This is a genomic window from Citrobacter braakii (assembly GCF_009648935.1).
In the GTDB taxonomy this organism is placed as follows: domain Bacteria; phylum Pseudomonadota; class Gammaproteobacteria; order Enterobacterales; family Enterobacteriaceae; genus Citrobacter; species Citrobacter braakii.
Genome location: NZ_CP045771.1, coordinates 3,718,523 through 3,732,616, shown reverse-complemented (window position 1 = coordinate 3,732,616; position 14,094 = coordinate 3,718,523). Strand labels below are relative to the sequence as shown.

Genomic DNA, 14,094 nt, shown 5'->3' with positions numbered 1-14,094 from the left:
TTCATCCCGAAGAGGGGGCAATTGTTAGCGAACGTTGGCGCAGGTCAGGCAAAACGCATATCGGTTTTGCGGATCGTTAAACGCGGCCAGCTTATCGCTTTCCGCTTTAACTGCACTGGCCGCAGAAGCAAGCGGTGCCGGAAGCATGGCCTGAATAGCTTCGGGCAGCATGGCGCGAACGGAGCCTGACATGCTGTCCATTACCATATCGACGAATGTCGGTTCATCCTGATAATACGCAATGTGCCACTGTTTCAGCTTGGCAAGCTCAGCCGCTTTCGCGATGGCGTCGTCAAAATCACCGAGGCTGTCTACCAGTCCGTTGGCTTTCGCATCCTGACCGGTCCAGACGTGACCCTGCGCGATTTTGTCAATCTGCTCAGGGGTTGTCTTACGTGCATCCGCGACCAGCGTGATAAAGCGCTTATAGCCATTTTCAATGCTCAATTGCATCATTTGCTGCACTTCAGGCGGTAACGCTTTGGTGATGGAGATATCCGCCAGCGGGGAAGTGGCCACGCCATCGGTATGTACACCAATGGAATCCAGGCTGTTTTCTACGGTGTTGATCACACCAAAGATCCCGATTGAACCGGTTAACGTGCTGGGGTTTGCCACAATGTAACTGGCTGGGGTGGAGATCCAGTAGCCACCGGAGGCCGCCATGCCGCCCATGGACACGACAACCGGTTTACCCGCCGCTTTTGCCGCAGCCAGCTCAGCACGAATGACTTCCGAGGCGCTGACGCTGCCGCCAGGACTGTTCACGCGCAGTACAATAGCTTTCACTTTCGGATCGAGACGCGCTTCGCGGATTTGTGCGGCAGTGGTGTCGCCCCCCACATTTCCTGGGGTTTCTTCACCGTCCATAATCGCTCCGTTCGCGAAGATAACGCCAATGCTGTCTCCGGTATCCGCCGGTGTTTTCAGCGAATAATCGTAATAGCTGACGGCGCGATAGTTTTTATCCGCTTTGCTCCAGCCAAACTGTTTGGTCAGCATTTTTTCGACTTCGGCGCTGGAGGCGAGTGCATCCACCAGTTTGTTGTCGAGCGCATATTTCGCCGTATCTCCATCGACCTTCGTCAAACCGTCCAGCATCGCCTGTGCGCCAGGGAACACCTGCTGAGCTGGGATCTGGCGGTTGGCGGCGACCGTGTCGAGATAGTTCTGCCACAGCTCGCCGATCCAGCGACTGTCGGCTTCACGCGCGGCAGGAGACATATCATCGCGGATAAACGGTTCTACGGCAGACTTATAGGTCCCGACGCGGAACACGTGCGTGGAAACTTTCAGCTTATCGAGCAGGGACTTGTAGTACAGACCGTTGGTGGCAAAGCCGTGCAGATCAACGGAACCCTGCGGAGAGAGGTAAATTTTGTTAGCAAAACTGGCGAGGTAATACTGCCCCTGGCTGAAGTTATCGCCCACGGCAAAGACCGGTTTACCGCTGTCGCGGAATTCCCGCAGTGCTTTGCCGATATACTGCATGGAAGGCTGGTCTGCCCCGGCAAAATTTTTCAGATCCATCACGATGCCGGTGATGTTGCGATCATCTTTTGCCTGGCGAATCGTATTCACGATATCAAACAGAGAGTTTTCCTGCAGACGATCGGAACTGGCGCCAAACAGCTGACGGCCAATAACGCTTAAACGACTGGTGCTCGAAGGCTTATCGACAATCACCCCAGAGATATCGAGCAGCAACGCGCCTCGCTCAGCGTGTTCGCTGGTGTTGCTGCTGCTGACCTGCATCCAGATGCCCACGCCAACCAGCACCAAAAAGATGAAGAACAGGTTAAGCACAAATTCACGGACGAAATTGAGTAATCGCCATGTCCATTTAAAAAATCCGGCAATAAATCGCCACAGGGTTCGCATGTATTCTCCCTACCAATTAACAACACGCCACCCCGAAATCCCGGAGAAAGGCGATAAGATGAGGCTATCGTAATGACCCGACAGGCACTTGTCAGCAGGAATCACCGCCTGTGCTGTAACAAAATCCGCTCACGTGTTAATTTTGTGAACAAATTTCATTGTTGGAGTTAAGCAAATGGATGCACTTGAATTACTTATGACCCGTCGTAGCGCCTCTCGTCTCGTCGAACCGGCCCCGGCAGGAGAGCAACTGCAAAATATTCTGCGTGCGGGAATGCGCGCGCCGGACCACAAAACGCTGCAACCGTGGCAATTCTTTGTCATTGAGGGCGAAGGGCGTGAACGCTTTGCCGCCGTGCTTGAAAAAGGCGCTATTGCATCTGGCAGCGATGAGAAGGCCCAGGAAAAAGCGCGCAGCGCGCCGTTTCGCGCACCGCTGATTATTACCGTGGTAGCGAAATGTGAAGCAAACGACAAGGTTCCGCTATGGGAACAGGAAATGTCTGCCGGTTGTGCGGTGATGGCCATGCAGATGGCTGCCATTGCCCAGGGCTTTGGCGGTATCTGGCGCAGTGGCGCATTAACCGAAAGTGAGGTCGTCCGCGAAGCGTTTGACTGTCGCCCACAGGATAAAATCGTCGGTTTTCTCTATCTGGGCACACCACAGTTGAAAGCTTCCACGACGATTACCCTTGCCGATCCGAGCGCATTCGTCCGTTATTTCTGATATCAACGGCAAAACTGTCTGGATTATGAGCAAAGGCACCCGAATTCAGACAGTCACTCTTACCACATCATGGAATGAGCGCTACCATATCCGGATTGCAATGACAGGAGATGTCCATGAGCGAGCAAGCTATTCGTTTAACGCAATACAGCCACGGAGCCGGTTGCGGTTGTAAAATTTCCCCGAAAGTGCTGGAAACCATCCTGCACAGCGAGCAGGCGAAGTTTGTTGATCCAAACTTACTGGTGGGTAATGAAACCCGCGACGACGCGGCTGTATACGATCTGGGGAACGGCACCAGCGTAATCAGCACCACCGATTTCTTTATGCCGATTGTCGATAATCCGTTTGATTTTGGCCGCATCGCCGCCACCAACGCCATCAGCGATATTTTCGCCATGGGCGGCAAACCGATTATGGCAATTGCTATCCTGGGCTGGCCGCTTGATAAGCTGGCGCCGGAAATCGCCCGCGAAGTAACCGAAGGCGGACGCTTTGCCTGCCGTCAGGCGGGTATCGCGCTGGCGGGGGGGCACTCTATCGATGCCCCTGAGCCTATCTTTGGTCTTGCGGTAACCGGCGTTGTTCCAACTGAACGCGTGAAGAAAAACAGCACCGCCGAGGCGGGATGCAAGCTGTTTTTGACCAAGCCTCTGGGTATTGGTGTCCTGACCACCGCAGAAAAAAAATCGCTGCTGAAGGACGAGCACAAAGGGCTGGCGACGGAAGTGATGTGCCGGATGAACATTGCCGGGGCGGCATTTGCCGATATCGACGGCGTGAAAGCCATGACCGACGTTACCGGTTTTGGGCTGCTGGGGCATCTGAGCGAGATGTGTCAGGGGGCCGGCGTTCAGGCGCAGATCGTCTACCAGGCTATTCCTAAGCTGCCAGGTGTTGAAGAATACATCGCGCAGGGCGCGGTGCCGGGCGGTACCCAGCGTAACTTTGCCAGCTACGGACACCTGATGGGTGAAATGCCGCAGTCGGTTCGCGATCTGCTCTGCGATCCGCAAACTTCCGGTGGTCTGCTGTTAGCGGTAACGCCGGAAGCTGAAGCCGAAGTTAAAGCGTCAGCGGCGCAGTTTGGCATCGACCTCACCGCGATTGGTGAGTTAGTGGAAGCTCGTGGCGGTCGCGCCATGGTTGAGATCCGTTAACTCGATGCGGTTGTTTATTGCCGAAAAACCGAGTCTGGCGCGCGCTATCGCCGATGTGCTGCCGAAGCCGCATCGCAAAGGTGACGGTTTTATCGAATGCGGAAACGGGCAAGTGGTGACCTGGTGTATTGGTCACCTGCTTGAGCAGGCGCAGCCAGATGCCTATGACAGTCGTTATGCTCGCTGGAGTCTGGTTGATCTGCCGATTGTCCCGGAAAAGTGGCAACTGCAGCCGCGTCCCTCGGTGACCAAACAGCTCAACGTTATTAAGCGATTTTTGCATGAGGCCAGTGAAGTCATTCACGCAGGTGACCCCGATCGTGAAGGACAGCTGCTGGTGGATGAAGTGCTGGATTATCTGCAACTGGCCCCTGAAAAGCGCCAGCAGGTGCAACGCTGCCTGATTAACGACCTCAACCCGCAGGCCGTCGAGCGGGCGATTGAGCGTCTGCGTGCCAACAGTGAGTTCATCCCCCTGTGCGTGTCGGCACTGGCGCGAGCGCGGGCGGACTGGCTGTACGGTATCAACATGACGCGCGCTTACACCATTCTGGGGCGTAACGCGGGCTATCAGGGCGTACTTTCGGTCGGGCGCGTGCAAACGCCGGTGCTCGGACTGGTTGTGCGTCGCGATGAAGAGATTGAAAACTTCGTTGCCAAAGACTTCTTCGAGGTAAAGGCGCATATCGTGACGCCCGCCGATGAGCGGTTTACCGCTATCTGGCAGCCGAGCGAAGCGTGTGAGCCGTATCAGGATGAAGAAGGGCGCTTGCTAAACCGCACGCTGGCTGAACACGTGGTAAACCGCATTAACGGTCAGCCGGCGATCGTCACCAGCTATAACGATAAACGGGAATCAGAATCCGCGCCGCTGCCGTTTTCGCTGTCGGCGTTGCAGATTGAAGCGGCGAAACGCTTTGGCTTAAGTGCGCAAAACGTTCTGGATATCTGCCAGAAGCTGTATGAAACCCATAAACTGATCACCTATCCGCGTTCGGATAGCCGTTATCTGCCGGAAGAACACTTTGCCGGACGTCACGCGGTGCTGAACGCGATTAGCGTCCATGCGCCGGATCTGCTTCCGCAACCGGCGGTCAATCCCGATACGCGAAACCGCTGTTGGGATGATAAAAAAGTGGATGCGCACCACGCCATCATTCCAACCGCGCGCAGTTCGTCCATCAACCTGAACGATAATGAAGCGAAGATATACAACCTGATTGCCCGTCAATATCTGATGCAATTTTGCGCGGATGCGGTATTCAGGAAGTGCGTTATTGAGCTGGACATCGCGAAAGGTAAGTTTGTCGCCAAAGCCCGTTTTCTGGCGGAGGCTGGATGGCGTACGCTGCTTGGCAACAAAGAGCGCGACGAAGATAACGACGGGACGCCGCTGCCGGTGGTGGCAAAAGACGACGAACTGCTGTGCGAAAAAGGCGAAGTGGTTGAACGACAGACCCAACCTCCGCGGCACTTTACCGATGCCACGCTGCTGTCAGCGATGACCGGAATCGCGCGCTTTGTGCAGGATAAAGATCTGAAAAAGATCCTGCGCGCAACGGACGGACTGGGAACGGAAGCGACGCGCGCCGGGATTATCGAGCTGCTGTTTAAGCGTGGTTTCCTGGTGAAGAAGGGGCGCTATATCCATTCTACCGATGCCGGAAAAGCGCTGTTTCATTCGCTGCCTGAAATGGCGACGCGTCCGGATATGACTGCGCACTGGGAATCTATCCTGACCCAAATCAGCGAAAAACAGTGTCGATATCAGGATTTCATGCAGCCGTTGGTGGGGACGCTGTATCAACTTATCGATCAGGCGCGCAGCACGCCGGTACGACGCTTCCGTGGTATTGCCGCACCGGGTAGTAGTGGTGGTGACAAGAAAAAGAGCGCGCCGCGGAAACGCACGGCGAAAAAAAGCCCGCCATCTGAAGAGGCGGGCCTGTAATGCGCTCTTAGGCTGGATAAGGCACGTGTGCCGCATCAAGCCTACGGGAACAACAGATCTGAATTAAATCACACCCTGGCCCAACATCGCGTCGGCAACTTTCACGAATCCCGCGATGTTGGCGCCACGTACGTAGTTGGTTTGCTTGCTTTCGCCGCCGTACTCGACGCAGGCATGGTGAATATCCAGCATGATGTGGTGCAGGCGCGCATCCACTTTCTCCGCTTTCCAGCCCAGACGCGCGGCGTTCTGCGCCATTTCCAGACCGGATGTCGCTACGCCTCCCGCGTTGGCCGCTTTACCCGGCGCGAACAATACACCCGCTTCCAGGAACAGATCGGTGGCCTCGATGGTGGTAGGCATGTTTGCCCCTTCGGCGACAGCCTTCACGCCGTTGGCGATCAGCACGCGTGCCGCATCGACATCAAGTTCGTTCTGGGTGGCGCACGGCAGGGCGATATCAACCGGAACCGACCACGGCTGTTGGCCTTCCAGATAGGTCAGGTCAAATTCGCGGGCGTAATCCGCCACGCGGCCGTCGCGGCTGTCTTTGATCGCGCACAGACGCGCCAGTTTTTCTTTGGTAAATCCGCTTTCGTCGACCACGGTTCCGCTGGAATCGGAGGCGGTGACTACTCGCGCGCCAAACTCCATGGCTTTCTCAATGGCGAATTGCGCCACGTTACCGGAACCAGAGACGGCCACGCGCATGCCTTCAAAGCCCAGGCCATGGCGTTTGAGCATCGCTTCGGTGAAGTACACCAGACCGTAGCCGGTAGCTTCCGGGCGAATCAGGCTGCCGCCGAAAGAGAGACCTTTACCGGTAAAGACGCAGGCGCTGTTGTTGGACAGTTTTTTCATCATCCCGGCCATAAAGCCGACTTCACGACCGCCTACGCCGATATCGCCCGCCGGAACATCGGTATCGGGCCCTAAATGGCGGAACAGTTCGGTCATCAGCGCCTGGCAGAAACGCATGATTTCGCCTTCGCTTTTACCTTTCGGATCGAAATCGCTCCCGCCTTTACCCCCGCCCATTGGCAGCGTGGTGAGGGCGTTTTTAAATGTTTGCTCGAAGCCAAGGAATTTCAGGATCGACAGGTTCACGGAAGGGTGGAAACGCATCCCGCCTTTGTATGGGCCAATGGCGGAGCTAAACTGCACGCGCCACGCGCGGTTGACCTGCACCTGATTGCGATCGTCCAGCCAGACGACGCGGAACTGGATCACGCGCTCCGGTTCAACCAGACGTTCCAGCAACGACATCTGACGATAACGCGGGTTTTGCTCGAGGAAGGGCCACAGTGTCGTCATTACCTCACGAACGGCTTGCGCGAACTCGGTCTGATTCGGGTCGCGCTTTTGCACATGGTTAAGGAATGACTCCAGAGAACATGTCTGATCCATAGATATAAGTACCTCTTATGTATTGATATGGTTATATTTTTGATTTTTGTGTTAAGTGTTTTGCAGTTTTTGACTATAACATCAGCAGTGTGACGGGACGCAAGAAAAAATTAACCGCGCTAAGTAAATTAATATTGCGGCGTGGGTCATAACCAAAAGCGATGATGGCAAGGGCTAAAGTTTCTGCCGGTTTATACCGTTATACTGAGCATAACTGTCAGTCAAAAAGGAAAGAATATGCGCCGTATAATCATGGCAGGAGCGTTGGCACTGGTGTCCAGCGCGACGCTGGCAAATCAGCTCTATCGCCCGGACGTGCAGGTGAATGTCCCGCCGGAAGTGTTCAGTTCCAGCGGTCAGCGGGCGCAACCCTGTAGTCAGTGCTGTATTTATCAGGATCAAAACTACTCAGAAGGGGCGGTGATTAAAGCGGATGGCGTTTTGCTTCAGTGCCAGCGTGATGATAAAACGATCAGCACGAATCCGCTGGTCTGGCGTCGCGTAAAAGGATAAACGCTTCTAATAGCGGGATATCGGCAGGCGCCAGCGGATAACGCAGCGCCTCTTCGGGTGAACACCAGACGATATCCTGATGCTCATACGCTCTCAGCTCCCCCTGATATGACGGTACATGCCAGGCATGTAAGTGAATGAGTCGGCCTGAAACCTCGCGTTGATGGCTGGCAATGTAGCGCCCAATGACCGCCTCGATGCCCAACTCTTCACGCAGTTCACGGACCAGCGCCTCTGGCTGACTTTCCCCCGGCTCAACCTTACCGCCAGCAAACTCCCACATACCTGACTGATCCGCATGCTGCGGGCGTTGAGCCAGTAAAATTTTGCCATCACGTTCAATGATAGCGGCGACCACGTCGAGGGTTTTCATTATATTCATCAATATCTAACGGCAGAAAATGACATACTATCGTTATCTTTGTTTTATCTAAAGTATTCAGGAGCCACCGTTGAACGATCCTCAGTCGTGGGTAAAACCGTTAACGCGTATCCCTTCCAGTTTGCAACCGCTCGTTGCTACACAGAAAAAACATTATGGCGATGTGCTGCATCCCACGCGCTGGTGGGGGCGGATGCCGTTCCTGTTCTGGCTGGTGGCGCTGTTTGTCGGGTTTCTGGAGCGTAAAAAGGCGCGCCTGTCGCCGGTGATGCGCGCGCTGTTGATGACCCGCGTTTCTCAGGTGTGCCATTGCGCTTTCTGCGTTGACGCCAACAGTTTACGGCTGGCTGAACGCTGCGGCGCGCTGGATAAAGTCTTACAGGTTGCCAACTGGCAAGAATCAACGCTATTTAGCGCAGAAGAACGTGTAGGGCTGGCCTATGCTGATGCGGTCACCGCAACGCCACCACAGGTTGGCGATGCGCTGAAAGCGCAGATGAAGCAGTATTTTACCGATGACGCCATTACGGAAATGACCGCGCTGATTGCGTTTCAAAATCTCTCGGCGCGTTTTAATGCCGCTCTCGATATTCCCTCCCAGGGACTGTGCGACAGTTTTAAAGGACGCCCGCATGCTTGACCGCCATCTTCATCCGCGATTAAAACCGCTTTTGCATCGCTGCGTGGGCATCATTGATCAACCGGCGATTACCCCGGACGGACTTACGCTGGTCGGTTTTGCTATTGGCGTGCTGGCGTTGCCATTTCTGGCGTTAGGCTGGTATATGGCGGCGCTGGTGGCTATTGTGCTCAATCGGCTGTTTGACGGGCTGGATGGGGCGCTGGCACGGCGCAGAGGGCTAACGGACGCGGGAGGGTTTCTGGATATCTCGCTCGATTTTCTGTTTTACGCCTTAGTGCCGTTTGGTTTTATTCTTGCTGCGCCGGCGCAAAATGCGCTGGCAGGCGGTTGGCTGTTGTTCGCGTTTATTGGCACCGGCAGCAGCTTTCTGGCCTTCGCCGCGCTGGCGGCAAAGCATCAGATTGATAACCCCGGTTATGCGCATAAATCGTTTTATTATCTGGGCGGACTGACTGAAGGAACCGAGACGATTTTGCTGTTTGTGTTGGGATGTCTGTTCCCGGAATATTTTGCCGTAATGGCGTGGGTCTTTGGCGCGCTGTGCTGGATGACGACGTTCACCCGGATCTGGAGCGGATATCTGACGCTGAAAGCGGTCCAGCGTCAGGCGTAACGTAGTGCGTTGCCGAATGCGCTTCGCTTATTCGGCCTACAACGATGGTTTATGTAGGCTGGGTAAAGCGTTCTCGCTGCATCCGGCAGCAATGGCAATCTTACTTGCTGGCGTCCGGACCCCGTTCACCGCTGGCGATCGGGTTTTTCGGAGAGCTGCTCCACTCATACCAGCCGCCGTCGTAGACGGAGACGTTTTTCCAGCCCATTGCGCGGGCATACATAAACGTTTCCGAAGCACGCCAGCCGGTACCACAATAGAATGAGACCTGCTGCTGTGGCAGGATATTCCATTGCTTCCACATGGCGGCGATGTCATCGGCGCTGCGCATGGTGCCATCCGGGTTATGGAAATCTTCCATGTGGGTGGAGTCGCTGCCTGCATGGCCCCAACGCGCCCCTGCGATCTCACCTTTTGGCTTAATGTAGCTATAGCCGCTGGTCGTACCGATAAATTCCGGCCATGAACGAATGCTCACCAAAGACGCATCCTGGCGATGCAGCAGACCGCGAGCCTGTTCCATATCCAGCATCAGCTGCGGTTGGGCAGGGATCGTCACGCCGAAATCAGGTTCAGGCTTCACCGTTGGTGCAGTACCGCGTTCGACCGGTAAACCTGAGTCAGACCAGGTCTGCCAGCCGCCGTCGAGCAGACGAACATCTTTCACACCTGCATACAGCATAATTTGCGCCACGCGCGCGGCGGCGTAGACATCGCGGCCGTATAAAATCACCGTGGTGTCGTGGCGGATGCCGTGTTTCGCCAGCATCGCTTTGAGCTGCGCGTCGGACACTTTATTCCACAGCGGTTCGCTTTCGACTTCGTTGGTATCAATGTAGCCCGCGCCAGGGATATGGCTGAGCAGATACAACTTCGGCGCGCCCCAGGCGGCTTCAATCACTTTCCAGTCACCGGCCGGTTTGGCGGTCACCTCTTTACCCTGCTGAAGGTCGTGCAGCCACTGCGGGTAAACCAACTGTTCGAAGTGCGGCAGACGTTGCAGGCGGGCAGGGTCCGTAAGCGCATCGCTGAGGGTTGAGATAGCGTTAAAGCCGACTTTCTGCAGGCGGGATTTGACGGCCTGCATGTCAGTATCGCTGCCATACAATGCCACCGGCGCGTCAGTTTTCAGGTGATGTGCCTTAACCCAGGCGCTGAGTTGTTCATCATTCATCTTGTCGAGCCAGGCGGCAGACAGGTTCAGTGCGGAAGGCTCGTGTCCTGAAGGACCATTAAGCGATTGCGGCCAGCCGTTGTAAAAAGCGCTCTGACGGGTATCGATCGCCGCGCCTTGCTTTTGCTGTAACTGGTTGAGGGTGAGCGTCTGTGCTGTTTCAGCAGCCCAGGAAGAAGCGCAAGCGAGCCCTAAAGCCAGTGCCAGCGCGGTCATTTGAGAAACACGTTTCATCGAATAGCCCGACGTTGAAAAAGAGGACGACATTCTGTGCCGCCAGTTAAGTAAAAACCTTGCGTTAACGCAGCATATCGCCACATTCACGCCCAGTTTTCCATCTGTAATACGCGACCTGCTGGCGGAACGTCCTGCGCATCGTGGGTAACCTGGACCACCGGAATACCCAGTTTACGTACTTCGGTGAAGACCCACTGGCGAAAGGTATCGCGCAGCGACGCATCCAGCCTGCTAAAGGGTTCATCGAGTAACAGCGCCTGGGGTTGCGCCAGTAGCGCGCGAAGCAGGGCGACACGTGAGCGTTGCCCGCCGGAGAGCGAAGCCGGATCGCGTGAATAAAATCCTGCCAGGCCCGCGCGTGCGAGGGCGCTTTCCACCTCATGGCGTCTGGCGGGACCTTGCACGCTGGCGGGTAAGGCCAGCAGTAAATTCTGCCCAACGCTGAAATGGTCAAACAGCAGCGCATCCTGAAACAGAATGCCAATCTGGCGCTGCGCAGTAGGCAGTGTGTCTACGCGCTGTTCGTTGAGCCACAGTTCGCCTGACGCCTGAAACTGAGGAGACAACGCCCCGATCATCCACGAAAATAACGAAGACTTACCGCTGCCGGAAGGCCCCATAATGGTGACAATGTCACTTTTATTAACCTGGAAATTAACGTCCTTCAGTAGCGCCGTCGTACCCTGGTACAACGAAACGCCTTGTACAATGAGCATTAGCGGAGTCCTTGTCGAAAGCGGCCAATCCACGCAGCGAGAAACGCCGCCAGTGCGAAAATTATAAGCGGTAACAGAAGCTGCCATAGCGCCTGGGTTGCCAGAATGGCGGTGCTACCGCCGCTGCTTAATGCCACCGCTTCGGTGGTCAGCGTGGGATAGCGCCCGGCGCCTAACCACAGCGTCGGCATATACTGGGCGATACTGACTGAGAACCCTACCGCGAAGGCAACCAGTGCCGGGCGCGCCAGTTGCGGACATTTTACTTGCCAGAATATGCGCCCCCGGGTCCAACCCAGCGTTTGCGCAATCAAAATCAATCGTGGGTCAATGCGTTGCCACGCCGGTTTGAGCACAAACAGCATCCATGGCATCACCCACAGCAGGTGTCCCCAGACAATGGTTATCATCAGCCCATCCTGTCCGGCATATAACGCCAACAGATACTGTCCAGTTACCAGCGGCAGCGCAGGCAAAATGAGCGGTAGCCAGACCCAACGGTGTCCGGTTTGTGGACCCCATTCCAGCCAGGCAAAAAGTATCAGCAACGCCAGCACGCTGGAGAGAAGCCCCAGTTGCAGGCTAGTGCTGAGCGCCTCGCTATTTAGCGACGAATAGCTGGCGATCAGCGCCAGAGCCAGCGCGCACACCACACCGCCAAAGGGCAAAAGTTGTACCAGCGAACGGCCGATTGTACAGGATGAAAAACGCAGGCGTTCCCCGTTTACTGCGGGAATAGTGCGTTGCCAGGCGCGCCAGAGCAGATACCCCGCCAGCGCGATGATGAGTAGCAGCAGTACCAGCAGCAGGCTGGCGAGTGCTCCTTTAGCCTGTTGCTCGGCATCGCCCTGACTGAGCCATTGCCAGCTCAACACGGCAAGCGTTGGTGGGTTTCCGGGACCAAGGACGATTGCTACATCCACTACCGAGAGCGACCAGGCGACGATTGCCAGCATGGCTTTGCCTAACGCGGGGGCGAGAGAGGGCAGAACCAGCCAGTTCAGGCATTGCAGTCGGCTGTAACCCAGCGAATCCAGGACGATAACCTGCTGCGAAAGCTGTTTTTCACTCAGCAGAGCTGAGAGGATCCATAACAAAAAGGCACTCTCTTTTACCGCCAGCGTCACGCCAAGCCCAATGCCGTAGCGGTCAGGCTGGGGGCTGAGGAACGGGAGCCATTGCCAGAGCATGCCGCCTTCGGCAAAAACCAACAGCACGCTGGTGGCGAAGGCAACGTGCGGAATCGCCAGCAGCCACGGAAGACGCGTGCACAGACGCGCCCAGCCCGCGCCGGGCCATAAGGCGAGGATCGCCAGCAGGGCGATGATCAGCGCGCCGCCAGCCGCGAGGCTTACGGAAACCAGCGTTGCCAGTAACGCCTGCGGGAGTTGAGGATCGCTAAATAGCGCCAGCCAGTGTCTGGTGCTCAGCGCCGGCGTTATCAGAGAAAAAGCCGCTGGCGCCAGCGGCAGATAAACGCCCGCCATGATGGCCCAGAGTAGCAGAATTAATGTGTACCGTAGCGGCGTAGCCATTCTTGTTCCAGAGCGTTTACCCATGCAGCATGCGGTTCTGGCAGTACGGCAGGGAGCCCTTGTGGGATCCGCGCCAGCAGCGCATTACGCTGGTCGACAGGCAATTTTTGTGGATCAAGCACCGAAGGATCTCCCCAGACTGACGGGTCGGCTTTACGCAGCTGCGCTTCGGGTGAAAGCAGGAAATTTGCCACGACTTTCGCTCCGGCGCTGGCACGCGCATTCGCTGGAATGGTGACAAAATGCACGTTGCCGAGCATGCCCTGTGAGAAACCAAAACTATAGCTGCTTTTGGGTAATTCACCGCTGGCCACTTTTTGCTGCGCGTGGGCAGGATTAAAGGTCATTGATAAACGCAGGGTGCCACCGTTGAGCAGCGCATCCATTCGCGCGGGCGTGGGCGGAAAATCTTTACCTTCGCGCCACAGGGCAGGATGCAAAGCATCAAGGTAATGCCACAATGGAGCGGTAACATCGGCGAATGTGGACGAATCTGGCGCTATTTTCAGCGCTTGCGGCTTGTTGGTGAGCGAAATTAACAACTGCTCCAGAAAAGCCGTTCCGGTAAAGTCTGGCGGCCGCGGATAGGTCACCGTGCCAGGGTGCGTCTGGGCAAACTCAAGCAGTGCCTGCGGGGATTGCGGCGGCTGCGCGGTGAGATCGTGCCTGGCAATAAAGGTGAGCTGTGCGCCGCCCCACGGTGATTCAGCCCCCTCCGTTGGAATGGAAAAGTCTTCATTCACCGGTTTCTGGGTATCAACATAGCGCCAGTTAGGCAGCATTTGCGCCCACTGGGTCTGTAGCAGCCCGGCTTCTTTCAGCGTGCGGAAATTTTCGCCGTTCACCCACAGTAAATCGACCGAACCACCGGTTTTTCGCCCGGATGCCGCTTCCGTCTGGATACGTTTTACGGCGTCGGCGGCATCCGCCAGGCGTACGATTTTCAGGTTAATGGCATAGTGTGTTTTCATCTCGCCGCTAACCCAGTCGAGATACTGGTTAACTGCGTTGTCGCCACCCCAGGCGTTGAACCACACCGTCTGACCGCGGGCGTCATTTTTGATTTGCTGCCAACTGGCGTCCTCGGCGAAAGCCGCCAGCGGAGAGAGCAGCAAACTCAGGCACAATAAGCAGTAACGCATAATATCTCCATTG

The 14,094-nt window shown here is 56.0% G+C and carries 13 protein-coding genes; 6 read left to right on the top strand and 7 right to left on the bottom strand.

Annotated features, from left to right (window positions below; all coding sequences use genetic code 11):
- Window positions 1-24: 24 nt before the first annotated feature.
- Window positions 25-1,881 (bottom strand): signal peptide peptidase SppA, encoded by a 1,857-nt coding sequence (sppA, locus tag GFC06_RS17475; RefSeq protein WP_016156312.1) that lies wholly within the window; start codon window positions 1,879-1,881, stop codon window positions 25-27.
- Between the two features lie 175 nt (window positions 1,882-2,056).
- On the opposite strand from sppA, the gene GFC06_RS17470 reads away from it, so the two are divergent.
- The 3 genes from GFC06_RS17470 to topB all read left to right on the top strand — a co-directional run bounded on the left by GFC06_RS17470 (window position 2,057) and on the right by topB (window position 5,719).
- Window positions 2,057-2,608 (top strand): NAD(P)H nitroreductase, encoded by a 552-nt coding sequence (locus GFC06_RS17470; protein ID WP_016152830.1) that lies wholly within the window; start codon window positions 2,057-2,059, stop codon window positions 2,606-2,608.
- 116 nt (window positions 2,609-2,724) lie between these two features.
- Window positions 2,725-3,768 carry a selenide, water dikinase SelD gene (gene selD / locus GFC06_RS17465; RefSeq protein WP_103766207.1) on the top strand — a complete coding sequence of 348 codons (1,044 nt, stop codon included), beginning with the start codon at window positions 2,725-2,727 and terminating at the stop codon, window positions 3,766-3,768.
- A gap of 4 nt (window positions 3,769-3,772) precedes the next feature.
- Complete coding sequence (topB, locus tag GFC06_RS17460) at window positions 3,773-5,719, top strand: DNA topoisomerase III (protein ID WP_019076618.1); 1,947 nt, start codon at window positions 3,773-3,775, stop codon at window positions 5,717-5,719.
- A 63-nt stretch (window positions 5,720-5,782) separates the two neighbouring features.
- Here topB and gdhA read toward each other — a convergent pair whose 3' ends face one another.
- Complete coding sequence (gene gdhA / locus GFC06_RS17455; protein ID WP_153690437.1) at window positions 5,783-7,126, bottom strand: NADP-specific glutamate dehydrogenase; 1,344 nt, start codon at window positions 7,124-7,126, stop codon at window positions 5,783-5,785.
- Between the two features lie 237 nt (window positions 7,127-7,363).
- Here gdhA and GFC06_RS17450 point away from each other — a divergent pair, with 237 nt between their 5' ends.
- Window positions 7,364-7,639, top strand: a complete 276-nt coding sequence (locus tag GFC06_RS17450) for a YnjH family protein (protein ID WP_016152834.1) — start codon at window positions 7,364-7,366, stop codon at window positions 7,637-7,639.
- On the opposite strand, the gene GFC06_RS17445 is transcribed toward GFC06_RS17450, so the two are convergent.
- Window positions 7,599-8,012, bottom strand: a complete 414-nt coding sequence (locus GFC06_RS17445; protein WP_153690436.1) for a pyrimidine (deoxy)nucleoside triphosphate diphosphatase — start codon at window positions 8,010-8,012, stop codon at window positions 7,599-7,601. The genes GFC06_RS17450 and GFC06_RS17445 overlap by 41 nt on opposite strands.
- Window positions 8,013-8,091: 79 nt before the next feature.
- On the opposite strand from GFC06_RS17445, the gene GFC06_RS17440 reads away from it, so the two are divergent.
- Together GFC06_RS17440 and GFC06_RS17435 are read left to right on the top strand one after the other, a co-directional pair.
- Window positions 8,092-8,661: a carboxymuconolactone decarboxylase family protein gene (locus GFC06_RS17440; protein ID WP_153690435.1), complete on the top strand. Its 570-nt coding sequence runs from the start codon at window positions 8,092-8,094 to the stop codon at window positions 8,659-8,661.
- Window positions 8,654-9,277, top strand: coding sequence for a CDP-alcohol phosphatidyltransferase family protein (locus GFC06_RS17435; RefSeq protein ID WP_047358607.1), 624 nt, complete (start codon window positions 8,654-8,656; stop codon window positions 9,275-9,277). Before GFC06_RS17440 ends, GFC06_RS17435 begins: the two co-directional genes overlap by 8 nt.
- A gap of 100 nt (window positions 9,278-9,377) precedes the next feature.
- On the opposite strand, the gene GFC06_RS17430 is transcribed toward GFC06_RS17435, so the two are convergent.
- The 4 genes from GFC06_RS17430 to GFC06_RS17415 form a co-directional block, all read right to left on the bottom strand.
- Window positions 9,378-10,685: a sulfurtransferase gene (locus GFC06_RS17430; RefSeq protein WP_049040435.1), complete on the bottom strand. Its 1,308-nt coding sequence runs from the start codon at window positions 10,683-10,685 to the stop codon at window positions 9,378-9,380.
- Between the two features lie 86 nt (window positions 10,686-10,771).
- A complete protein-coding gene (locus tag GFC06_RS17425) occupies window positions 10,772-11,404 on the bottom strand; it encodes an ATP-binding cassette domain-containing protein (protein WP_047417900.1) in 633 nt (210 codons plus the stop codon).
- Window positions 11,404-12,939: an ABC transporter permease family protein gene (locus GFC06_RS17420; RefSeq protein ID WP_047498879.1), complete on the bottom strand. Its 1,536-nt coding sequence runs from the start codon at window positions 12,937-12,939 to the stop codon at window positions 11,404-11,406. Before GFC06_RS17420 ends, GFC06_RS17425 begins: the two co-directional genes overlap by 1 nt.
- Window positions 12,912-14,081 (bottom strand): ABC transporter substrate-binding protein, encoded by a 1,170-nt coding sequence (locus GFC06_RS17415; RefSeq protein ID WP_153690434.1) that lies wholly within the window; start codon window positions 14,079-14,081, stop codon window positions 12,912-12,914. The genes GFC06_RS17420 and GFC06_RS17415 overlap by 28 nt, the downstream gene beginning before the upstream one ends.
- Between the last annotated feature and the right edge of the window lie 13 nt (window positions 14,082-14,094).